The organism is Stenotrophomonas sp. 364 (genome assembly GCF_009832905.1).
GTDB lineage: Bacteria > Pseudomonadota > Gammaproteobacteria > Xanthomonadales > Xanthomonadaceae > Stenotrophomonas > Stenotrophomonas maltophilia_AP.
Window position 1 is genome coordinate 1,333,250 of the sequence record NZ_CP047135.1, and the last position, 18,992, is coordinate 1,352,241.

The 18,992-nt window shown below is 67.7% G+C and carries 22 protein-coding genes and 5 tRNA genes; 21 read left to right on the forward strand and 6 right to left on the reverse strand.

What is annotated here, in order from left to right:
* Nucleotides 1-5 precede the first annotated feature (5 nt).
* Together pgsA and GQ674_RS06145 are read left to right on the forward strand one after the other, a co-directional pair.
* Nucleotides 6-629 (forward strand): CDP-diacylglycerol--glycerol-3-phosphate 3-phosphatidyltransferase, encoded by a 624-nt coding sequence (gene pgsA, locus GQ674_RS06140; protein WP_159496370.1) that lies wholly within the window; start codon nt 6-8, stop codon nt 627-629.
* 46 nt (nt 630-675) lie between these two features.
* Nucleotides 676-751 (forward strand) — tRNA-Gly (locus GQ674_RS06145).
* Nucleotides 752-841: 90 nt separating this feature from the next.
* Here GQ674_RS06145 and GQ674_RS06150 read toward each other — a convergent pair.
* Nucleotides 842-1,189, reverse strand: coding sequence for a hypothetical protein (locus tag GQ674_RS06150; protein WP_236546206.1), 348 nt, complete (start codon nt 1,187-1,189; stop codon nt 842-844).
* A 170-nt stretch (nt 1,190-1,359) separates the two neighbouring features.
* Between GQ674_RS06150 and GQ674_RS06155 the strand changes: the two genes are divergently transcribed.
* The 7 genes from GQ674_RS06155 (at nt 1,360) to GQ674_RS06185 (ending at nt 4,412) form a co-directional block, all read left to right on the forward strand.
* Entirely contained in the window at nt 1,360-2,466 is a 1,107-nt protein-coding gene (locus tag GQ674_RS06155; RefSeq protein ID WP_159496371.1) for an NAD(P)/FAD-dependent oxidoreductase, read from the forward strand.
* 137 nt (nt 2,467-2,603) lie between these two features.
* Nucleotides 2,604-2,679 (forward strand) — tRNA-Gly (locus GQ674_RS06160).
* A gap of 146 nt (nt 2,680-2,825) precedes the next feature.
* Nucleotides 2,826-2,901: transfer RNA gene (locus tag GQ674_RS06165), tRNA-Gly, on the forward strand.
* Between the two features lie 73 nt (nt 2,902-2,974).
* A tRNA-Cys gene (locus tag GQ674_RS06170) sits at nt 2,975-3,048 on the forward strand.
* Nucleotides 3,049-3,183: 135 nt separating this feature from the next.
* Nucleotides 3,184-3,636: a BLUF domain-containing protein gene (locus GQ674_RS06175; RefSeq protein WP_159496372.1), complete on the forward strand. Its 453-nt coding sequence runs from the start codon at nt 3,184-3,186 to the stop codon at nt 3,634-3,636.
* Between the two features lie 87 nt (nt 3,637-3,723).
* Nucleotides 3,724-3,945 (forward strand): hypothetical protein, encoded by a 222-nt coding sequence (locus GQ674_RS06180; RefSeq protein WP_159496373.1) that lies wholly within the window; start codon nt 3,724-3,726, stop codon nt 3,943-3,945.
* A gap of 230 nt (nt 3,946-4,175) precedes the next feature.
* On the forward strand, nt 4,176-4,412 hold the full coding sequence (locus tag GQ674_RS06185; protein ID WP_128095908.1) for a hypothetical protein: 237 nt from the start codon (nt 4,176-4,178) through the stop codon (nt 4,410-4,412).
* A gap of 60 nt (nt 4,413-4,472) precedes the next feature.
* Here the strand turns inward: GQ674_RS06185 and GQ674_RS06190 are convergent, their stop codons facing one another.
* Together GQ674_RS06190 and GQ674_RS06195 are read right to left on the reverse strand one after the other, a co-directional pair.
* Nucleotides 4,473-5,561 carry a 4Fe-4S dicluster domain-containing protein gene (locus tag GQ674_RS06190; RefSeq protein WP_159496374.1) on the reverse strand — a complete coding sequence of 363 codons (1,089 nt, stop codon included), beginning with the start codon at nt 5,559-5,561 and terminating at the stop codon, nt 4,473-4,475.
* A gap of 2 nt (nt 5,562-5,563) precedes the next feature.
* Nucleotides 5,564-5,860: a hypothetical protein gene (locus GQ674_RS06195; RefSeq protein ID WP_159496375.1), complete on the reverse strand. Its 297-nt coding sequence runs from the start codon at nt 5,858-5,860 to the stop codon at nt 5,564-5,566.
* A 138-nt stretch (nt 5,861-5,998) separates the two neighbouring features.
* Here GQ674_RS06195 and GQ674_RS06200 point away from each other — a divergent pair, with 138 nt between their 5' ends.
* The 6 genes from GQ674_RS06200 to GQ674_RS06225 all read left to right on the forward strand — a co-directional run bounded on the left by GQ674_RS06200 (nt 5,999) and on the right by GQ674_RS06225 (nt 10,883).
* The gene (locus GQ674_RS06200; protein ID WP_159496376.1) at nt 5,999-6,436 is read left to right on the forward strand and encodes a group III truncated hemoglobin; all 438 of its coding nucleotides are present in this window, start codon (nt 5,999-6,001) and stop codon (nt 6,434-6,436) included.
* A gap of 44 nt (nt 6,437-6,480) precedes the next feature.
* Nucleotides 6,481-7,890: an oxygen-independent coproporphyrinogen III oxidase gene (hemN, locus tag GQ674_RS06205; protein WP_159496377.1), complete on the forward strand. Its 1,410-nt coding sequence runs from the start codon at nt 6,481-6,483 to the stop codon at nt 7,888-7,890.
* Between the two features lie 68 nt (nt 7,891-7,958).
* Nucleotides 7,959-8,921, forward strand: coding sequence for a hypothetical protein (locus tag GQ674_RS06210; protein WP_159496378.1), 963 nt, complete (start codon nt 7,959-7,961; stop codon nt 8,919-8,921).
* A 54-nt stretch (nt 8,922-8,975) separates the two neighbouring features.
* Nucleotides 8,976-9,062: transfer RNA gene (locus GQ674_RS06215), tRNA-Leu, on the forward strand.
* 84 nt (nt 9,063-9,146) lie between these two features.
* Nucleotides 9,147-9,851 (forward strand): glutathione S-transferase family protein, encoded by a 705-nt coding sequence (locus GQ674_RS06220; protein WP_159496379.1) that lies wholly within the window; start codon nt 9,147-9,149, stop codon nt 9,849-9,851.
* A 240-nt stretch (nt 9,852-10,091) separates the two neighbouring features.
* Nucleotides 10,092-10,883 (forward strand): hypothetical protein, encoded by a 792-nt coding sequence (locus GQ674_RS06225; RefSeq protein WP_159496380.1) that lies wholly within the window; start codon nt 10,092-10,094, stop codon nt 10,881-10,883.
* A 9-nt stretch (nt 10,884-10,892) separates the two neighbouring features.
* On the opposite strand, the gene GQ674_RS06230 is transcribed toward GQ674_RS06225, so the two are convergent.
* A complete protein-coding gene (locus GQ674_RS06230) occupies nt 10,893-11,225 on the reverse strand; it encodes a phosphohydrolase (RefSeq protein ID WP_236546207.1) in 333 nt (110 codons plus the stop codon).
* A gap of 226 nt (nt 11,226-11,451) precedes the next feature.
* Between GQ674_RS06230 and GQ674_RS06235 the strand changes: the two genes are divergently transcribed.
* The 5 genes from GQ674_RS06235 to GQ674_RS06255 all read left to right on the forward strand — a co-directional run bounded on the left by GQ674_RS06235 (nt 11,452) and on the right by GQ674_RS06255 (nt 16,744).
* Complete coding sequence (locus GQ674_RS06235; protein ID WP_236546208.1) at nt 11,452-12,468, forward strand: TraB/GumN family protein; 1,017 nt, start codon at nt 11,452-11,454, stop codon at nt 12,466-12,468.
* A gap of 112 nt (nt 12,469-12,580) precedes the next feature.
* Nucleotides 12,581-13,036, forward strand: a complete 456-nt coding sequence (locus GQ674_RS06240) for a BLUF domain-containing protein (RefSeq protein WP_159496381.1) — start codon at nt 12,581-12,583, stop codon at nt 13,034-13,036.
* Nucleotides 13,037-13,331: 295 nt separating this feature from the next.
* On the forward strand, nt 13,332-14,618 hold the full coding sequence (locus GQ674_RS06245; protein WP_159496382.1) for a nucleotide sugar dehydrogenase: 1,287 nt from the start codon (nt 13,332-13,334) through the stop codon (nt 14,616-14,618).
* Nucleotides 14,619-14,648: 30 nt separating this feature from the next.
* The gene (locus GQ674_RS06250; protein ID WP_159496383.1) at nt 14,649-16,271 is read left to right on the forward strand and encodes an FMN-binding glutamate synthase family protein; all 1,623 of its coding nucleotides are present in this window, start codon (nt 14,649-14,651) and stop codon (nt 16,269-16,271) included.
* The gene (locus tag GQ674_RS06255; RefSeq protein WP_159496384.1) at nt 16,271-16,744 is read left to right on the forward strand and encodes a GNAT family N-acetyltransferase; all 474 of its coding nucleotides are present in this window, start codon (nt 16,271-16,273) and stop codon (nt 16,742-16,744) included. The genes GQ674_RS06250 and GQ674_RS06255 overlap by 1 nt, the downstream gene beginning before the upstream one ends.
* Nucleotides 16,745-16,863: 119 nt before the next feature.
* Here GQ674_RS06255 and GQ674_RS06260 read toward each other — a convergent pair whose 3' ends face one another.
* Complete coding sequence (locus GQ674_RS06260; protein WP_159496385.1) at nt 16,864-18,111, reverse strand: TIGR03862 family flavoprotein; 1,248 nt, start codon at nt 18,109-18,111, stop codon at nt 16,864-16,866.
* A 9-nt stretch (nt 18,112-18,120) separates the two neighbouring features.
* A complete protein-coding gene (locus GQ674_RS06265) occupies nt 18,121-18,561 on the reverse strand; it encodes an FKBP-type peptidyl-prolyl cis-trans isomerase (RefSeq protein ID WP_128096698.1) in 441 nt (146 codons plus the stop codon).
* Between the two features lie 64 nt (nt 18,562-18,625).
* On the opposite strand from GQ674_RS06265, the gene GQ674_RS06270 reads away from it, so the two are divergent.
* Nucleotides 18,626-18,991, forward strand: a complete 366-nt coding sequence (locus tag GQ674_RS06270; protein ID WP_159496386.1) for a DUF6164 family protein — start codon at nt 18,626-18,628, stop codon at nt 18,989-18,991.
* Nucleotide 18,992 lies beyond the last annotated feature (1 nt).

Here is an 18,992-nt window from a genome sequence, read left to right on the forward strand (position 1 = left end):
ATGCGATGAAGTTGACCCTCCCCACCTGGCTCACCCTGCTGCGGATCCTGATGATCCCGGTGCTGGTGCTGGTGTTCTACCTCCCCTACAAGTGGACCAATTTCGCCTCCGCGGCGATCTTCGGCCTGGCTGCCATCACCGATTGGCTGGATGGCTGGATCGCCCGCCGCTATAACCTGGCGTCCGCGTTCGGCGCGTTCCTCGACCCGGTCGCCGACAAGCTGATGGTGGCCGTGGCGCTGTTCCTGATCGTTCAGGGCCATCCGACCGCGTGGATGGCGGTGTGGGCGGCGGTGATCGTCGGTCGTGAAATCGCCGTGTCGGCACTGCGCGAGTGGATGGCCGAGATCGGCCAGCGCGCCAAGGTGCGCGTGGCCCTGATCGGCAAGATCAAGACCACCGCGCAGATGGTGGCGCTGCTGTGCCTGCTGTACTCGGTGGCGCCGCATACGCCGATACAGGACATTTGGATGGGCGTGCAGGTGTTCCACATCGGTGACTGGACGCTGGCCATCGCTTCGATTCTCACGTTGTTCTCGGGCCTGCAGTACCTGCATGCCGCGTGGCCGAGCCTGCGTGAGGACGAACGCCTGGCCCGCGAAACCGCGCGTGCGAAAAAGAATGCGTAAGGGCTGTTGACACCTGCGCATTTGGTTGTAGAATTTCGCCTCCCAAGCGGGAATAGCTCAGTTGGTAGAGCGCAACCTTGCCAAGGTTGAGGTCGCGAGTTCGAGTCTCGTTTCCCGCTCCAGACACAGCATCCACCGGCACTTCGCTGCGGTGTGAGGCGACGAAAAAAGCGACCTTCGGGTCGCTTTTTTCGTATCTACGGCGTGCGTCGTCAGCGGCGTTGTCCGATGCGCACATTGCACCAGGTGCCGATGTCGTCGCGCTGGAAGCCGGGGCAGGCGTTGTCGATGGGCAGATACACGTAGGCGGCGTCGTCGCGGTGGACGAAGTGGTAGTAGTTCCGGCCGTCCTTGCCATACAACCAGTAGTTCGATGACCCCTGGTTGATCACGTAGGGCTCGAACGAGAAGATCGACGACTCGGTCGGAAGCGTGTTGCTTCGGTCCGTCAACAACATCCAGGCGTTGGAACCCAGCTGGGTCGCCACGCAGGCGATGAGCAGGGCCGACACCACTGTGGCCATGCCGAAAAAGATGGTGCGCGAGATGCGGCTGGTCATGGCGCTCGATGAGGGACGGCGTGGTCCGCCGGCGTAACGCGGATTCTCCCATGCACACTGCGATGGCGGTGGGGAAAGGCGGCGCTTCATATTCGCTTCACCGACACTTCATTGCCTCCCCCTCCATGCATTCGATCCTGTGCACCTCTACCGCACAGGACACCCCGTTGATGGATACGTCTTCTACCGCCTACGACTGGGACCTTGTCGTTGTCGGCGCCAGCTTCGCCGGCGCGGCCTGCGCGCTCGCTGCCGTCCAGTACGGCCTGCGGGTGTGCGTGCTGGAGAGAAAGGCCGATCCCGGTGCGCGACTGCACACCACCGGCATCATCGTCAAAGAGGCCATCGAACAGACCTGGCTGGGCCGGGCGCCGGCCGAACTGCTGCAGCGGGTAGAGCGGGTGCGGCTGTATGCCCCCAGCCTGCGTAGCGTGCTGCTGGCCGCGCCGGGCTACTACTTCATGACCACCGACACGCCGAACCTGCTGCGCTGGCTGGCGGTCGAACTGCGCGCCAATGGAGTGGACCTGCGCCTGCAGCAGTCGTTCACCCAGGCCCGGCGCGACGGTGACGGCTGGCGGGTGGAGGGGGCAGGGCGCACGCGCTACCTGATCGGTGCCGACGGTGCCACCTCACGCGTTGCGCAGCGCACCGGGCTGGGCCGCGTGCAGGACAATCTGTACGGGGTGGAGCAGGAGTTTGCTGGCGTCCAGCTGGCCGAGGCCGGGGCGCTGCACTGCTTTGCCAGCAAGCGCTTCGCCCCGGGTTACATCGGTTGGGCGGCGCAGAATCCGACCGGCGTGCAGATAGGGCTGGCGCTGCGCCATGATCCGACCCATGCACGGCAGCCCGATATGGAGGGATTCCTGCAGCATGTACGCGACGTGGTCGGCCTGTCGGCGGCAGCGGTTGCGACCGCGACGCGCGCCGGGCTGGTGCCGTGCGGCCTGCCGGATGGCCCGATCACCGCGCCCGGGGTGATCCTGACCGGCGATGCGGCCGGTATCGTGTCGCCGCTGTCCGCCGGCGGCATCCACTCGTCCTGGCGGCACGGTTGGGCGATCGGCGACGCCGCTGGCCTGCGACTGCGTGGCAATGGGCCGCCACCGGAAACCGTGGCACGCAAGGCAGCCCCCACCTTTCGCCGCAAGCGGCTGATGCGCTGGGCGATGGACCACCTGCAGATGGACTGGCCGCTGGATCTGGTGCTGCACTCCGGCGCGATGCGGCGGGTGGCCGAGCAGATGTATTTCCATCGGCGCGGGATGCGGGTGTAGCGGCCCCGCTTTCCGATGAACAAGCATGTTGACGGCGTGAAGGAATCCCGACACAATAGCGCTCCTTCGACGCAGGTCGATGGGCCGGCAGCCTCCAGCACTTCACGGTGCGGTGCAGCCGGGGCAAGCGAAAGTCTGCGGGAATAGCTCAGTTGGTAGAGCGCAACCTTGCCAAGGTTGAGGTCGCGAGTTCGAGTCTCGTTTCCCGCTCCATATTTCGACAGGGCCCCCTTGGGGCCTTGTTTTTCTCCGCGGTGGCACGCGGGCATCCTGATCGGCAGCGCCGACGGGGATGTGAAATAAAGTGTAAAAAGGCTGGTGTGTTACCTGCGGTTTCGGTAAGATACGCGCCTGATTTTGCGGGAATAGCTCAGTTGGTAGAGCGCAACCTTGCCAAGGTTGAGGTCGCGAGTTCGAGTCTCGTTTCCCGCTCCAAATCCTGACCAGGCCCCGTTCTCGGGGTCTTGTTTTATCGGGGTATCATCTCCCGGTAAGCTGTAGGGTCACCGGCCTGGTGGCAGAGTGGTTATGCACCGGACTGCAAATCCGTTGAGATGGGTTCGATTCCCGTCCAGGCCTCCAAATTGATGACGCATAAAGCCCGCGAAAGCGGGCTTTATCGTTTGTCGGGTCCCCTCACATCTGAACGCTTCAGCGACGTGGTTTATCTGCCCGGCTGAAGGTGACAGCATCTTCCTTCCATCCAAGGACACGCCCATGCCCCTTCGCGCGATTGCCTACGTCAGTGAGGCGCCCGCCGGCTTGTCCAGCACCGCCCTGGATGCGTTGGTCGACGATGCTGCCCGCTTCAACACCGTAGCCGGCGTCACCGGCGTGCTGTTGTTTGATGGTGGCCGGTTCCTGCAGTACTTCGAAGGCCCGGAGGACGGCATGGCCGCCGTGCACGAGCGCATCCTCCAGGCACGCAGTCACCATGCCATCGTGGAGCTGTGCCGAGGCCGCGTGCCCCAGCGCTGTTTCCCGTTCTGGGGCATGCGCTGGCTGGGTGTCGAGCCGGCCTTGATCCGCCAGTTGTCGGCGGGCGACTGGGCCGGGTTTGCACGCCGGGTGAATGACGGGGCGGCGGTAAGCACCGGTCTGGACCGGTTGCTTGAACTGCTGGCGCACACCATGCCCGCGCGCCCTGCCATGCCGACGGCGGCGGGATAAACCAGGCGCCTGCGGCGGCCCGGTCTTCACCGCATCGGCACGATCGGTTGACCACCATGCAGGCTGGTTTACTTCCCAGGTTCGCCCATGACATTGACCCAACTGTTTGCCGCCACCGGGGCGCCCGGTTCGTTCTGGGCGTCACCCAGCAACGTGCACGGCGTGCTCTGGCTTGCGATCGGTCTGGCAGGCATCGGGTTCTCGCTGGTGCTGGCCAAGGCGCTCAAGCGCTTCAACGGCCTGGTGTGGGCGCTGCTTGGCGTGGGGATCGCCATCTGCGCCTACGGGGTCTGGCGGCTGGCGTCCTAGCCCGGCCGCGTCGGCGGTTTTGACATCACGCTGTCAACATTTCCTGCCCATCCTGCCTGGGCGGAACGGGTGACGCGCATCTGAACCATTCAGCGATGTCCTCGCCAACGTGCCTCCTGCCGATTGACTTGGTGCGAGGACCGTGCAAATTTTGGGTGAAGCGCAAGTGAACCTGTACCACGCAGGGTGGTAGCTCGTCTCCGATGCAAGGCAAGTCCAAGGGAGGTCGTATGCACTACGACGTACATGACTTGGCAAATGGCGTGCGCACCGAGCTGGAAGCCAGTTACAGCAAACATGGCTGCGGCCCGGAATTCTGGACCACCTACCAGCAGGTGCTTGAGCGGTTGGTGCCCAAAGGGCGCAGCCGTACCCAGGTCACCAACGAACTGGCGTTGATCATCGAGCAGTTGGGGATCGTGCGGCGCGCGCAGATGGTGCCGCCACGCAGTACCCGCCTGCGCTGAGTTTCCGGTCGGGGGGCCGGTGCCATTCGGGGAATGGCGCTTGTGGGGCGGGGCAGTGATCTACAGCCGATGCACGCCAACACCCAGCAGAACCAGCAGGGTGATCAAGGCGGTGAGCGTGCGTGTCCGCAGCCAGCGTACGCGACGCTGGTGCATGCGCGTCTCGCTGGCATGGCGAAGCAGGCCGGTCGGGAACTGCCATTGGCGCATCTGCGCGTTGCAGGCGTCCACGCAATCGCCACAGGCGATGCAGTCCGCGTGCGGCCCACTGCGCACGTCCAACCCCATCGGACACACGTCCACGCAGGCGCGGCAATCCACGCAGTCGCCCAGCCGGTCGGCGGGAAAGCGCGGCATCGGCCCGGCCAGGGCCGGATGCGCGGCACGAAAGACGTAGTCGCTGGCGCTGACCGCATCGAGCAGGCCGCGGCCGCGCTGCATCACCGCACCCAGCCCGGGCGCACGTGGCCCGCGCGGCTCGCCACGGCGTGCGTCGTACTGCACCTGCGGGGTGTCCTCATCACACAGGCTCGGGCAGATCCGCGCGAACGGGCACAGGTCGATGCACACCTGCTGACGCAGGAAGCCGGCGTTGCCCCAGGTGGCCAGCGCGTAGAACGCCACCCAGAAGGTTCCCCAGCCGCTCCAGGCCGGCGGCCACAGGCTGTTCACCAGTGCCTGGATCGGGCTGAACAGGCCCACGAAGGTGACCCCGGTCCACAGCGCCACCACCGCCCATAGCAGGTGTTTGGCCGCGCGGGCCAGCGCGGGATGGTGCAGGTGGCGCGCGGTGGCCTGCTCGATCCAGCGGAACAGGCGACTCCACAGTGTCTGTGGGCAGCCGTGGCCGCACCAGATCCGCCCGCCCAGGGTGGTCAACAGCACCAGGCTGGTAGCCATCACCGCAAGCAGCCCCAGCAGCACCCCCAGGTCCTGCGGCCACAGCGTCAGCCCGAACAGGTCGAAGCGGCGCCCGGGCAGGTCGAACAGCAGCGCCTGGCGACCGTTCCAGCGCAACCACGGCAGTGCGTAAAAGGCGGCCAGCAGGCTCGCCGACAGCCATGTACGCCAGCGTGGCAGGCGCCGCCTGCGGGGCGGAGGCGAGGGCGGGGCAGGGTCGACCAGATGCAGGTGAAGGCGGTCTGGCATGGTCATCCCAGCTGCTCGTCGTCATCGTCCCGGCGCGGTGGCCGGGACAGGTACCAGGTCACGCCGCTGGCGGCCGCAGTTACCGCCCAGAACATGAAGAAGCCCAGCGTGTAGCCCAGTTCACGGCTCAGTGCGTGGTGCGGAAAGCTGATGTCGCGCAGCCGCAGCGGGTCCACAACGGCGAAGAACACCATGCTGGCCAGGCCAGCGGCGACGAAGCTGGGCCACAGGATGGCGCCCCATTGCTGGATCAACAGCCGGCGGCGGCGGGCCCCGGGTGGGTCGTGCAGGTCGGTCATTGCAGCCACGGTCAGTGTTTGACTCACAGACTAGGGCGCACCCACTGCGCCGACATTGATCCTGATCAAGACGCCGCACCTCCTGCGCGCGCATGCTCTTCATCACGCGCAGCACCCCTCCGGCCGTAGAGAAACCGCATGCAGCATCCGCCCGCCACCCCGTTGCCCACGCCATCGCTGGACCTGTGCAGCGAGCAGGAGGTCACCCGGCTGGTGCACGATTTCTACGCGCGTGTGCGCGACGAGCCGCGCCTGGCCCCGGTGTTCACCGCACGCGTGCATGACTGGGATGCGCACCTGGCGCAGCTGGTCGATTTCTGGTCGGCCATGCTGCGCGGTACGCGCCGCTTCAGCGGTACCCCGATGCCCAAGCACATGGCCATGGACGAGCTGGACCGCGACCTGTTCGACCGCTGGCTGCAGCTGTTCCGCCAGACCACCGCCGAATGCGCCAACCCGCCGATGCAGCGCTTGGCCGATGACGTGGCTACCCGGATTGCCGATACCTTCTGGCGCCGCTTCCAGATGCTGCGCTGGCCGCAGTTGCCGATTGCCGGTGCCGCGCGCCTGGATTGATCTGGCTCAATGCGCGCGGCGCCGCCTGCGCGCACGCTGGCGGCATGGATATCCTCTCGCCTGCTGCCGCCGGGCTCGCCTGGCACTTCGACCCGGACCTGCTGCGTCGCCACGACCGGCCCGGCCCGCGGTACACCTCCTATCCGGCCGCACCGCATTTTCACGACGGCTTCGGCGCCCACCAGCTGCGTGCGGCCATCGACGCCAGCAATGCCAGCTCCCGGCCGCTGTCGCTGTATGTGCACGTGCCGTACTGCAGTAGCCCGTGCTTCTACTGCGGCTGCAACCGGGTCATTACCCGCGATCACAGCAAGGGTGTGGCTTACGTGGCGCGGGTGCTGAGCGAAGCGGACCAGATCGCGCCGTTGTTCGATGACACGCGCGAGGTGATCCAGCTGCACCTCGGCGGCGGCACCCCCAACTTCCTCGCCGCCGCGCAGCTGCGCGAACTGGTGGATGGCCTGCGCGAGCGGTTCCGCTTCAGCACCGCGACGCACCGTGATTTCTCCATTGAACTGGACCCGCGTTTCGTCAGCCCTGCCGACATCGCCACGCTGGCCGCGCTCGGCTTCAACCGGGCCAGCCTGGGCATCCAGGACTTCGACCCGGCGGTGCAGCGGGCGATCAACCGCGAGCAGGGCGTCGAGCAGACCCTGGACATCCTCCGCGCCTGTCGTGCGCACGGGCTGCGCTCGGTCAACGTGGACCTGATCTACGGCTTGCCGCACCAGACCCCGGCCGGCTTCGCGCAGACCCTGGAAACCGTGCTGCGCGAGCGGCCGGACCGGCTGGCTGTGTATGGCTATGCGCACCTGCCGCACCTGTTCAAGGCGCAGCGGCAGATTCCGGATGCGGCGCTGCCCAGCCCTGAGCAGAAGCTGGCCCTGTTGGGGCTGGCGGTGCGGCGCCTGTCGCTGGCCGGGTACCAGTACGTGGGCATGGACCATTTCGCGCTGCCCGACGAAGACCTGTCGCAGGCGCAGCGTGCGGGCCAGCTGCACCGCAACTTCATGGGCTACACCACCCATGCCGACACCGACCTGGTCGGACTCGGCGCCAGCGCCATCAGCCATATCGGCGACAGCTACAGCCAGAATCCGCGCGACCTGCCGGGCTGGGAAGCGGCGGTGGACGCAGGGCGGTTGCCGGTATGGCGCGGCCTGCAGCTGGATGCAGATGATGTGGTGCGCGCCGAACTGATTGGCCAGCTGATGTGCCAGGGCGAGGTGGATGGTCGCGCGCTGGCCATGCGCCACGGGCTGGATTTCGACCGCTATTTCGCCGATGCGCTGGTGGCGTTGCAGGCCTTGCAGCACGACGGTCTGGCTGAGTATGTCGACGGCGTGGTGCGCGCCACCGAACGCGGCCGCCCGCTGCTGCGTCTGCTGGCGATGTGCTTCGACCGCTACCTGGCACGGCCGGACCAACCGGTACGCTACTCGCGCGCCATCTGAGGGCGGTGTCACCGGCGCGGTGATGCGCGTGTAGTACGCTCCGCTGGCCTTGGCCAGTGGAGTGCTGCATGAAGAAGATGCTGTATTTCTGGGCGGCGTACCTGCTGTTTTTCGCTCTTCCGTTCCCGTGCATCCTGTACTACAGCATCGGCTACCCGGTCGATGCGGTCGACCGCACGTCGCCTGCCGTTGCCCTCGTGTGGTTGGGGCTGTCGATCCTGCTGTGGGGGCTGCTGGCGGCGGCCTACGTGCATACGCTGCTGCGGGCGCCGTTCCGCGCACAGGCGCGCACCCGGGCGATCCAGCGTGCGGCGATCCGCCGCCGCGCACGCGTGGTGCAGGCGCAGGATACCGGGCGGATGCTGCGGGGGTGGCGCGTGTGGAACCTGACCTTGGCCTTCGACAATCTGTCCGGTACGCCCATCCAGGACCAGCTGCTGGCGGTGGACAGCCAACCGCAGCTGCAGCGCTTTGTGACCGACAATCAACTCGATGCGCTGCTCAGCGCCGATCCGGGCGGGTATCCCAATGTGGTGCTGGAAGGGGCCATGCCGGAGGTCGACCGGGGCCGACTGCTGCGCCGCGCGCTGATCGGGGTGCTGCTGCTGGGCGCGCTTGCCGCCTACTACGCCTGGTGCTGGAACGACCCGGGACAGGGAAACGGGCAGGGCTGGACCTTCCTGGCTCCGTGGCATCCGCTGCTGGTCATGCCGGCCTGCCTGTGCGGCTATCTGGTGCTGGGCCGCGTGTTCACCCGCATGGTGGGCATCGACCGGCGCGCCGACGCCCTGAACTACCGCGGCATCGGGGTCGAGGCCCGGGTGCTGCACGTGCGCCAGACGGGGACCGAGGTCAACGCCCAGCCGGAGCTGGAGTTCCAGCTGGCCTTCGAGGACCGGCTGGGCAGCACCCACATGGCCACCGTGCGCAAGGTGGTGAGCCTGCTGGACCTGCCCCGGGTATCCCATGAGCGCGCGCGCATCCTGTACCACCCCGATGACCCGTCTCAGGTGCTGATGCCGGACCTCTGAAATGCCCTGCGCATTCCCAAACCGGGCCCGATCAGGCACCCTATGCCCCGCGTTGCCCGGATGGCGAAACTGGTAGACGCATCGGACTTAAAATCCGCCGGAGGCAACTCCATGCCGGTTCGATTCCGGCTCCGGGCACCAACGCTGGACAGGCGGCGCAACGCCGCCGGGTCCACGCCGAATACCGTTAGCATGGGCGCTCCCTTGCCAGCCTGCGCCGCCGCCATGCTTACGCTCCATATCGGCAACAAGAACTACTCGTCCTGGTCGATGCGTCCGTGGGTACTGATGACCCAGGCGGATATTCCGTTCGATGAAGTGCTGCTGCGGTTCGACAGCTTCGAGCCCGGCTCGCAGTTCAAGCGGCAGGCCATGGCGCTGTCGCCGTCGGGTACGGTGCCGGTGCTGGTGGATGGCGACCTGGTGGTGTGGGACACGCTGGCGATTGCCGAGTACCTGGCCGAACGTTTCCCCGAGCGCGCGCTGTGGCCGCAGGCGGTGGAGGCGCGTGCCCTGGCGCGCAGCGTGTGCGCGCACATGCACAGCGGATTCGGCGCGCTGCGCCAGCATTTCCCGATGAACATCGAGGCGTCGCTGCCGGAGGTGGGTGCACGCGTGCTGCGCGAGCAGCCGGCCGTGGTGGAAGACCTGCAACGCCTGCAGGCACTGTGGGAAAACCTGCTGGCGCGCCACGACGGCCCGTTGTTGTTCGACCGGTTCAGCATCGCCGATGCCTTCTTCGCGCCCGTGGTGATGCGCCTGACGACCTATGCGGTGCCGGTCAGCCCACGCGTGCAGCGCTACATGGACGCAGTGTTGGCGCTGCAGGGCGTGCAGCAGTGGGTGGCGGGCGCGCTGGCCGAACACGACTTCCGCCCGTTCGAAGAGCCGTACCGGCAGGCGCCGGACGCGCGCGACGTCGGTGAATGACCTTCGCCGGTGTTTGACCGGGCGCGCCACGCAGTGATGCGCCTGGACGCTCTGTTCAACCAGCGCATCGCCGCGTTCGTGCAGGGGGTGCCGCCTGCACGCGGACCGGGGCCGCTGTTCCATGTCGAGGATGATGGGCAGCCCGGGCGTTGGCACCTGTCGGCCCGGGACCACCGTGGCCGGGCGATCGCACTGGTGCGCTGGCACGACGTGATCCGGGTGCCCGCGTTGGCGCGTCGCATGCGCGACCGTGGCTACACCGAGGCCGATATGCATGCGCTGCTGCTCATGCTGACGCGGGCGGCGAACCTGTTTGCCGTCGACGCCGGGCAGCGCAGCAACAAGGACTACGCTCTGTTCGGCCACGTGCTGCACCTGTTGACGCTGACGCAGCAGACAGACGAGCACCTGGCGCTGCGCCAGAACGCGCTGTACTTCCTGCTGTTCGAGCTGGACATCGATGATGAAACGCGGGACCGCCTCCAGTTCGGCGAAGGACACCTGCTGTTCCATGCCGAGCGGCTGGGCCCGCACCCGCTGTCGGTTGCCGTCGGTGCGATGCATGACTGCCTGGTACGCCCAGGCCGGCGTTTCGCACCGTTCCTGCAGGTGGTCCGCGCGTTCCACCTGGGCTGGGTGCGCTGGCTGGAAACGCCAGCGCCGCAGCCCTGGCGCCTGGCCCTGGACGAACCGCATGCCGCCTTGGCGCATCCGGATGTCTTCCTGGCGACCCTGCGGGGCGACGAAACGCGGATTTTCGACGTGCTGATCGATGCCACCTCACCCCAGGCGAATCCGGCGGCGGGGTTGGTGTCTCGCCTTGTGCTGATGCACTACGGCCAGCATGTGCTGCGCCACACGCCCGAGGCGGTGCTGCGGCTGCGCGACTACGTGGGCGACGCGACGCACTTTTCGCAGGTGCTGTGCGTGCTGGTCACGCAGGGCGCGGTGCCGGATCGCGGCCGGTTCGACGCGCTGGGGCTGGGCGGCTGCCTAAAAGGCGTGCCTGCGGATCGCGTCGCGAGCGGTTGACCGGACCGGTCAGCGCGAGGCGGGTAGCGGCCCCGCGCCCAGGGCCAGCAGGGCGTGCGCGTACTTCTGCGTCAACCGCTGCACCACCTCCACCGGCAGGTACTGAAGCCGCGCCGGGTCGCTGTTGTCGGCAATGTCGGCAAGCTTGACCTTCCGCGCCAGCGGGTTGCGCGCAATGGCGGCGTAGTAGTCGTCTGCGGGTACCTCCTTGCGCCGGGTAAGGCAGGCGACCGCCGCACGGATATGGGCGGGGAACAGGTCCACCTCGGCCGCGAAGTCCGGGCAGTCTTCCACCACGTCGTGCAGCCAGGCCACCGCTTCGGCGTCAGCGTCGCCACGCACGCGCGCGGCCACACGCGCGACATGACCGATGTACGGGTGGCCGGCCTTGTCGATCTGGCTGGCATGGGCGCGGCGCGCGAGCGCCTCGGCACTGCGAAGGGTATCGATGGCGCATTCTCCTGGGGACCGATGGCTGCATTATGCGGGCAGCGGCCAAACGCAAACTTTACGCAGACGCGCCGCTGTCCCCGTAGGCTGCGTTCGACCCCAACACAGGCAAGGCAGCATGGCGAGCGCGGCACGGGCAGGGAAGGCGGTGGCGGTACTGGCGATGGCGGTGTGGTGCGCGGCCGGCGCGCAGGCCCAGGCCCCTACGGGTGGGCCGACGGTGGTCGATCTGGCGCCGGTGGTGGTATCCGGTGTGCAGCCCGGTCCCGGCATGTGGAAGGTGACCGGCAGCGATGGCCATGCACTCTGGATTCTGGGCACGGTGTCACCGTTGCCGGCCAAGCTGGATTGGCGCGCGGATGAAGTGCAGGCGGTGATCGCCAGCGCCGATGAGGTGCTGGGGCCGCCCGGCTGGAAGGTCGATGCCGATATCGGCGTGTTCAAGGGACTGACCCTGCTGCCCTCGGCGATGAAGGCCGCGCACGATCCGCAGGGCCGGCGCCTGGACGAGATCCTGCCGGCGGCGCTGTATGCGCGTTGGCTGCCGCTCAAGCAGCGCTACATGGGGCGCGACCGCGGCGTGGAAAAGGACCGGCCGCTGGTGGCGGCTGCACGCCTGTATGGCGATGCGTTGAAGTCGGTGGGGCTCGGGGGCGGCACGCCGGTGACCCGCGTGCTGGAGAAGGCCTACAAGGCACGAGGCCTGAAGCCGGTGCCGACCCGGGTGGCGATCCGGGTGGAGGACCCGCGCGCGGCGCTGAAGGAAATGCGGGGCAGCACGCTGGCCGATGTCGCCTGCTTCCAGCGCACCCTGGATGTGGTGGAACACCAGCTGCCGCTGCTCGTGGAGCGGGCCAATGCCTGGGCCGTAGGCGACACCGAGGCGCTGCAGCAACTGGCGGTGCAGAGCCAGTACGACGCCTGCGTGGGGGCGATTGCCGACAGCGAGGTCGGGCGGCGTCGTGGCCTGGCCGGGGTGGACAAGCAGGCGGCGGACAAATGGGTGCAGATGGCGCGGGCCGCGCTGCGGCGCAACGCAACCACCTTCGCGGTGGTGCCGGTGGCGTTGCTGGTGCAGCCCGGTGGCTATCTGGCGCGCCTGGAGCAGGCCGGGTTCGAGGTCCAGGCGCCCTGAGCCTGCGACACACGGACGCACGCCTGCCGGTGCCGTGGCGCCCCGTCATCATCTATCTACACATGCAGGTTCGTGGCATAGTCCAAGCAGTTCTCAGGGGAGTTCTGACTGCATGCCGTTGCGTGCGATCGCCTACACCAGCGTCGCCTTCGAAGGGATTCAAGCGTCGGATATCGATCGTATCCTTGCCGCGGCGACAAGCTTCAACAAGGTGGCCGGGGTCACTGGCGTGCTGATGTTCGATGGCACCCGTTTCCTGCAGTATTTCGAGGGTCCCGAAGACGGCGTCGATTCGGTGTACCAGCGTGTGCTCAATGCGCGCAGCCATCTTTTCCTGCGCGAACTGGCGCGTGGGGCGGTACTGACCCGCTACTTCCCCCGCTGGACGATGGCGTCGGCGGCCATCGAGCCGCAGGTGCTCACCGGCATGATCGAGACCGCGTGGGAGGGCTTCATTCCCGCAGCGCCGATCGCTGGCCAGGGCCGGGTAGGGTTCGCCCGCCTGCTTGAATTGTGGACCGGGGTATCGGGTGAACTGGAACCGGCCGCCGTGATGCTGGGCTCGTAACGCAACTGTTCGTTTGCCGTAACAAGAACATCACGGGTCCGCGCCTACTATCTTCCTACCAGCTGTGACCGGTCCTGCGGAAACTCCGCCAGGCTGTCTGAAAGGGTAGTAACCGCAGCTGGACCATTTTGTTGGCCGTCGTCCGTACTCTCCGCGGACGGCGGCTTTGTTCTTTGTGGCATGCGGCTTCCCGCGTTAGGCTGTGCCATTCGTTTCCCGGCGCCGCCCCCATGAGTCCTTCCGCCCCATTGCCGCCCCCCACCTGCACCTGCTGCCTACCTCAGGGGCGCGGCTGATGGTCGTTGGGGCAGGCGCTGCGGATGCGCCACGTATCGCGGTGATCGGTCTTGGCTACGTCGGTCTGCCGCTGGCGGTCGCGTTCGGCGCCCGCCAGCCAACACTGGGTTTCGACATCGACCACGCGCGCGTCGAGGAGCTCCAGCGCGGCCACGACCACACGCTGGAAATGGAACCGCACGAGCTTGCCGCCGCCCGGCACGCCCGTTACACCGCTGATCCCGCCGCGCTGGCCGCGTGCACCATCTACATCGTGACGGTGCCCACGCCGATCGATGCACTGGAGCAGCCGGACCTGGGGCCGTTGCGCAGCGCCTCGTCGCTGATCGCCGCCGTGCTCAAGCCGGGCGACCTGGTGATCTACGAATCCACCGTCTACCCGGGGACCACCGAGGAAGTGTGCGTGCCGCTGCTGGAAGCCGGTTCCGGGCTGCGCTTCAACCACGATTTCCATTGCGGCTACAGTCCCGAGCGGATCAACCCCGGTGACCGCCAGCGCCGCCTGCCCGACATCCGCAAGATCACGTCCGGTTCGACCCCCGAGATCGCCGCGCAGGTCGATGCGCTGTACGCGACCATCATCACGGCCGGCACGTGGCCGGCGCCGTCGATCCGCGTGGCCGAGGCCGCCAAGGTCATCGAGAACATCCAGCGCGACGTCAACATCGCGCTGGTGAACGAGCTGGCGCTGATCTTCGACCGGCTCGGCATCGATACCCAGGACGTACTGGATGCAGCGGGCAGCAAGTGGAACTTCCTGCCGTTCCGGCCGGGCCTGGTCGGCGGCCATTGCATTGGCGTGGATCCCTATTACCTGTTGCACAAGTCCGAAAGCGTAGGCTACCACCCGGACCTGATCCACACCGCGCGGCAGGTCAACAACCGGGTCGGCGCACATGTGGCCCAGCGCGTGCTGGCGCTGCTGGCGGGGCGTGGCACGTCGCCGGACGCTGCGCGCATCCTGGTGCTTGGCGTGACCTTCAAGGAAAACTGCCCGGACCTGCGCAACAGCCGCGCGCTGGAGTTGGCGCAGTCGCTGCAGGCGGCCGGTGCGCGGGTGGACGTGCAGGACCCGTGGGTGGGGCCGGCGGTATTGGCAGGCAGCGGCGTGCACTGGGTGGAGCGGGCCGATCCCGGCGCGTTCGATGCCGTGGTGCTGGCCGTGGCCCACGACGAGTTCCGTGCGTTCGATGCGGCCACCATCCGCGCGCTGCTCACCCCCAACGGAGTGGTGTACGACGTCAAATCGGTCTGGCCACGGGACGTTGTCGACGACCGGTTGTAGACTCGAATGCGTTATTGATCGAGGAAAGCCATGCATCGTTACCTGGTCTACGTGCTCGCCATCCTGTTGTTGCCGGTCTGCCTGTGGCTGGCCACGATATGGCCCGCCTGGTACTGGGGCGTCGGCACCACCCTCGCGCTGGTGGTGCTCGGCACCTGGGACCTGTTGCAGAAGCGCAGCACGCTGCGCCGCAACTACCCGGTGATGGCGCATTTCCGCTACGGGCTCGAGTCGATCGGCCCGGAAATCCGCCAGTATTTCGTGCAGAGCGACCTGGAGGACGTGCCGTTCTCGCGGCAGCAGCGCGCGCTGATCTACCAGCGCTCCAAGAATGAAATGGACGTGGTGCCGTTCGGCACGCTGCGCAGCACCTATGCGGTGGACTACGAGTGGATCAACCACTCGCTGGCGCCCACCGAGATCGCGCACAGCGATTTCCGCGTGTTGATCGGCCCCAATTGCGCCAAGCCGTATTCGGCCAGCGTGTTCAACATTTCGGCGATGAGCTTCGGCTCGCTGTCGGCCAACGCGATCCGCGCCCTCAACGAAGGCGCGCGCCGCGGCAGTTTCTACCACGACACCGGCGAGGGCTCGATCTCGCCCTATCACCGCGAGATGGGGGGCGACCTGGTGTGGGAGATCGGGTCGGGCTACTTCGGCTGCCGCGATGACGCGGGTGGTTTCAGTGAAGAGAAGTTCGTGGCCAATGCCAACACCGACCAGGTGAAGATGATCGAGATCAAGCTGTCCCAGGGCGCCAAGCCCGGCCATGGCGGCGTCCTGCCGGCGGCCAAGGTCAGCGCGGAAATCTCGGTCACCCGTGGCGTACCGATGGGCGTGGATTGCGTGTCGCCGTCCAAGCACTCGGCGTTCAGCACGCCGGTGGAGCTTCTGCAGTTCGTGGCGCGGCTGCGCGAGCTGAGCGGTGGCAAGCCGGTCGGCTTCAAGCTGGCCATCGGCCATCCGTGGGAGTGGTTCGGCATTGCCAAGGCGATGCACGAGACCCAGCTGCTGCCGGACTTCATCGTGGTCGACGGTGCCGAAGGCGGCACCGGCGCGGCACCGGCCGAGTTCATCGACCACGTGGGCGTGCCGATGCACGAGGCGCTGCTGCTGGTCCACAACACGCTGGTCGGCCTGGACCTGCGCGACCGGATCAAGGTGGGCGCGGCCGGCAAGGTCACCAGTGCCTTCGAGATTGCGCGCACCATCGCGCTGGGCGCGGACTGGTGCAATGCCGGGCGCGGTTTCATGTTTGCGCTGGGCTGCATCCAGTCCCTGAGTTGCCACAGCGACAAATGCCCCACCGGTATCGCCACCCAGGACCCGCACCGCTGGCGGCATCTGGACGCGGCCGACAAGGCCACCCGCGTGCACAGCTACCACGACAACACCGTGCGCGCGCTGCGCGACCTGCTGTGCGCGGCTGGCTTGAACCACCCGTCCGAACTGGGCCCGGAGCACATCCTGCGCCGGGTATCGCCGGTGGAGATCCGCTCGCTGGCGTCGTTGTACCGGTACCTGGCGCCGGGTGAACTGCTGCGGCAGGTGCCCGACCACGCGGTGTTCCATGATTACTGGAGCGACGCGCGCAGCGATTCGTTCCAGCCGCCGGCGCGGATCCAGGCGCTGCGCACGAGCAAGTCGCGATGATGGCCGGGCAGAGCCCTGCGCTACGGGTGGGGAAGGCCGAGGAGGCCGAGCGGCTGTGGGCGCTGCGCACCCGCTGCGTGCGTGAGCTGTGCAGCACGGCGTACCCGCCCGAGGTGATCGCGCCGTGGGCGGCCTCGCCGCCGCCGGCGCAGTACGCTGGGCTGATCGCACGGGGCGGCTGCCTGGTGGCCGAGGACGGGGCAGGGCAGCTACTGGGGTACGGCATCCTCGACACGGCAGGCAATGAAATCGATGCGCTGTTCGTCGACCCCGACTGTGGCGGGCGCGGCATCGGCCAGGTGCTGATGCAGGCTCTGCAGGCCATGGCCGACCCGGCGCGTCCGCTGCTGCTGTCGGCCTCGCTCAACGCCGTCCCGTTCTACCAGCGCTGCGGTTTCCGGGCGCTACGTGAGGAAAGCTACCCGCATCCCAGCGGCATCCCGCTCGCTTCGGTGCGCATGCAACGCCCCTGACCCGGTAGTGCCGGCGGCTGGCCGGCTCTTCGTGGTGTCCATGGATATGCGTGGAGCCGGCCAGCGGCCGGCACTACCGGGTCCACGGCGCCCGTTACCGGCGTTTCAACGCGTCCCGCTTACCGGGTCTGCAGGTACGTGATCACGCCGCGCCCGGCGCGCAGCCCGCTGGCAAAGCAGGCGGTCAGCAGGTAGCCGCCGGTGGGTGCTTCCCAATCCAGCATCTCGCCGGCGCAGAACGTGCCCGGCAGGTCGCGCAGCATCAGCTGCGCGTCCAGCGCCTCCAGGCGGACGCCGCCGGCGGTGCTGATCACTTCGGCGATGGGGCGCGGGCGCAGCAGCGACAGTGGCAGCCGCTTCAGCGCGGCGGCGATGCGTTCGGCAGGCAATTGGCCGGCGTCCTTGCCCTGCACTTCAAACAGCAGCGCCGACTTGACCCCGCCCAGGCCCAGCTGGCGGCGCAGGTGTTCACCGAAGCTGCGGCCCTGGCGGGGGCGCTGCAGCTTGTCCAGCAGCTGCGCCTCGGTCTGCCCGGGCAGCAGGTCCAGATGCAGCGTCACCGCGCCATCGCGGGCGAGGGTGTCGCGCAGGTCGGCGGCCATCGCATAGACCAGGCTGCCTTCGATGCCGTCGGCGCTGATCACGCACTCGCCCTGCAGCGTGCGCGGTTGTCCATCCAGCCCGACCCAGTGGGCCACCAGCGGCTTCAACGGTGCACCTGCCTGGCGCTCACGGAAGTACGCGGTCCAGTCGACGTCGAACCCGCAGTTGGCCGGTTGCAGCGGCGCCATCTCAATCCCGCGTGCGGCCAGCGGTGCCACCCAGGCCGCATCCGAACCGAGCTGTGGCCAGCTGCCTCCGCCCATCGCCAGCACCACGGCATCGGCCTGCACGGTCACCTCGCCGTCGGGCGTCTCCAAGCGCAGGGCGCCGTCGTCGGCCCAGCCGGTCCAGCGATGCTGCACATGCAGCCGCACGCCCTGTTCCTTCAGGCGGCGCACCCAGCCACGCAGCAGCGGGGCGGCCTTGCGGTCCACTGGGAACACCCGGCCGGAACTGCCCACGTAGGTCGCCACGCCGAAACCCAGCGCCCAGTCGCGCAGCGCCGGGCCATCGAAATCGGCCAGCCATGCGCCCACCTCGTCGGCCCGCTCGCGGTAGCGCGCCACGAACACGTCGTGCGCATCGGAGTGGGTCAGGTTCAACCCGCCCTTGCCGGCGATCAGGAACTTGCGCCCGGGCGAGCCCTTGGCCTCATACACATCGACCTGGTGGCCGGCGGCGCGCACGGTTTCGGCCGCCATCAGCCCGGCCGGGCCACCGCCAATGATCGCCACGCGTCGCGCTGCAGTGCTGGAAACGGTCATGCGGGACAATCAGCGCGGGGTGACGTCGAGCAGTTCGACATCGAACACCAGCGACGAACCGGGCCGGATCGGGCCGGCACCGCGGTCGCCGTAGCCGTACTCGGCGGGAATCATCAACGTGCGCTTGCCGCCCACTTTCATCCCGGCGAAGCCTTCATCCCAGCCCTTGATGACCTGGCCCTGGCCGAGGTCGAAGCTGAAAGGTTCGCCACGGTCGACCGAGCTGTCGAACTTGTCGCCGTGCTTGTCGGCGGTGCGTTCGTCGTAGATCCAGCCGGTGTAATGCACGGTCACCTTGCTGCCGGGCGTGGCCTCGGCGCCGGTGCCCGGCTGGGTGTCGATCTTCTCGAACCGGGCGATGCTGCCGCCCGGCGGCGGGCCGGGCGGGGTGCAGCCGGCAAGCGCCAGCAGCATCAGGGGGGCAAGCAGATAGGAGGGCAGGCGGCGCATGGCGGCTCCGGATCGCAAAAACGGGACGCAAGGGTAGCGCATCGCCGGGCGCTATCATGGGCGCATGTCGAAACTGCTGCTCAACCTGCGCAATGTCGCGGACGATGAAATCCAGGACGTGATCGCCCTGCTGGACAAGGCGGGCATCGCCCATTACCGCACCGAACCCAGCCCGTGGGGCATCTCCTGGGGCGGAATCTGGATCCGTGACAATGAGGACCTGCCGCGCGCCAAGGCCCTGATGGCGCCCTACCAGGAGGCCCGCGGGGCGCGCGTGCGGGCCGAGCGCGAGGCGGCGCTGCGTGATGGCACCGCCGAAACCTTCGGCAGCCTGCTGCAGCGCCGACCGCTGTTCGTGGTCGCCGTGCTGCTGGGCATGGTTGCCGCGGCGGCGCTGGTGTTCCTGCCGTTCGTGCTGCTGCGCGGCTGAA

Excerpts from the sequence above, each read along its gene's own strand:
- GQ674_RS06225 (WP_159496380.1), top strand. The coding sequence starts at position 10,092 with ATGCGCGACCGTGGCTACACCGAGGCCGATATGCATGCGCTGCTGCTC.
- GQ674_RS06240 (WP_159496381.1), top strand. The coding sequence starts at position 12,581 with ATGCCGTTGCGTGCGATCGCCTACACCAGCGTCGCCTTCGAAGGGATT.
- GQ674_RS06210 (WP_159496378.1), top strand. The coding sequence starts at position 7,959 with ATGAAGAAGATGCTGTATTTCTGGGCGGCGTACCTGCTGTTTTTCGCT.
- GQ674_RS06250 (WP_159496383.1), top strand. The coding sequence starts at position 14,649 with ATGCATCGTTACCTGGTCTACGTGCTCGCCATCCTGTTGTTGCCGGTC.
- GQ674_RS06270 (WP_159496386.1), top strand. The coding sequence starts at position 18,626 with ATGTCGAAACTGCTGCTCAACCTGCGCAATGTCGCGGACGATGAAATC.
- GQ674_RS06265 (WP_128096698.1), bottom strand. The coding sequence starts at position 18,561 with ATGCGCCGCCTGCCCTCCTATCTGCTTGCCCCCCTGATGCTGCTGGCG.
- GQ674_RS06235 (WP_236546208.1), top strand. The coding sequence starts at position 11,452 with ATGGCGAGCGCGGCACGGGCAGGGAAGGCGGTGGCGGTACTGGCGATG.
- GQ674_RS06155 (WP_159496371.1), top strand. The coding sequence starts at position 1,360 with ATGGATACGTCTTCTACCGCCTACGACTGGGACCTTGTCGTTGTCGGC.
- GQ674_RS06245 (WP_159496382.1), top strand. The coding sequence starts at position 13,332 with ATGGTCGTTGGGGCAGGCGCTGCGGATGCGCCACGTATCGCGGTGATC.
- GQ674_RS06180 (WP_159496373.1), top strand. The coding sequence starts at position 3,724 with ATGACATTGACCCAACTGTTTGCCGCCACCGGGGCGCCCGGTTCGTTC.
- hemN (WP_159496377.1), top strand. The coding sequence starts at position 6,481 with ATGGATATCCTCTCGCCTGCTGCCGCCGGGCTCGCCTGGCACTTCGAC.
- GQ674_RS06255 (WP_159496384.1), top strand. The coding sequence starts at position 16,271 with ATGGCCGGGCAGAGCCCTGCGCTACGGGTGGGGAAGGCCGAGGAGGCC.
- GQ674_RS06175 (WP_159496372.1), top strand. The coding sequence starts at position 3,184 with ATGCCCCTTCGCGCGATTGCCTACGTCAGTGAGGCGCCCGCCGGCTTG.
- GQ674_RS06190 (WP_159496374.1), bottom strand. The coding sequence starts at position 5,561 with ATGCCAGACCGCCTTCACCTGCATCTGGTCGACCCTGCCCCGCCCTCG.
- GQ674_RS06200 (WP_159496376.1), top strand. The coding sequence starts at position 5,999 with ATGCAGCATCCGCCCGCCACCCCGTTGCCCACGCCATCGCTGGACCTG.
- pgsA (WP_159496370.1), top strand. The coding sequence starts at position 6 with ATGAAGTTGACCCTCCCCACCTGGCTCACCCTGCTGCGGATCCTGATG.
- GQ674_RS06260 (WP_159496385.1), bottom strand. The coding sequence starts at position 18,111 with ATGACCGTTTCCAGCACTGCAGCGCGACGCGTGGCGATCATTGGCGGT.
- GQ674_RS06220 (WP_159496379.1), top strand. The coding sequence starts at position 9,147 with ATGCTTACGCTCCATATCGGCAACAAGAACTACTCGTCCTGGTCGATG.
- GQ674_RS06195 (WP_159496375.1), bottom strand. The coding sequence starts at position 5,860 with ATGACCGACCTGCACGACCCACCCGGGGCCCGCCGCCGCCGGCTGTTG.
- GQ674_RS06185 (WP_128095908.1), top strand. The coding sequence starts at position 4,176 with ATGCACTACGACGTACATGACTTGGCAAATGGCGTGCGCACCGAGCTG.
- GQ674_RS06150 (WP_236546206.1), bottom strand. The coding sequence starts at position 1,189 with ATGACCAGCCGCATCTCGCGCACCATCTTTTTCGGCATGGCCACAGTG.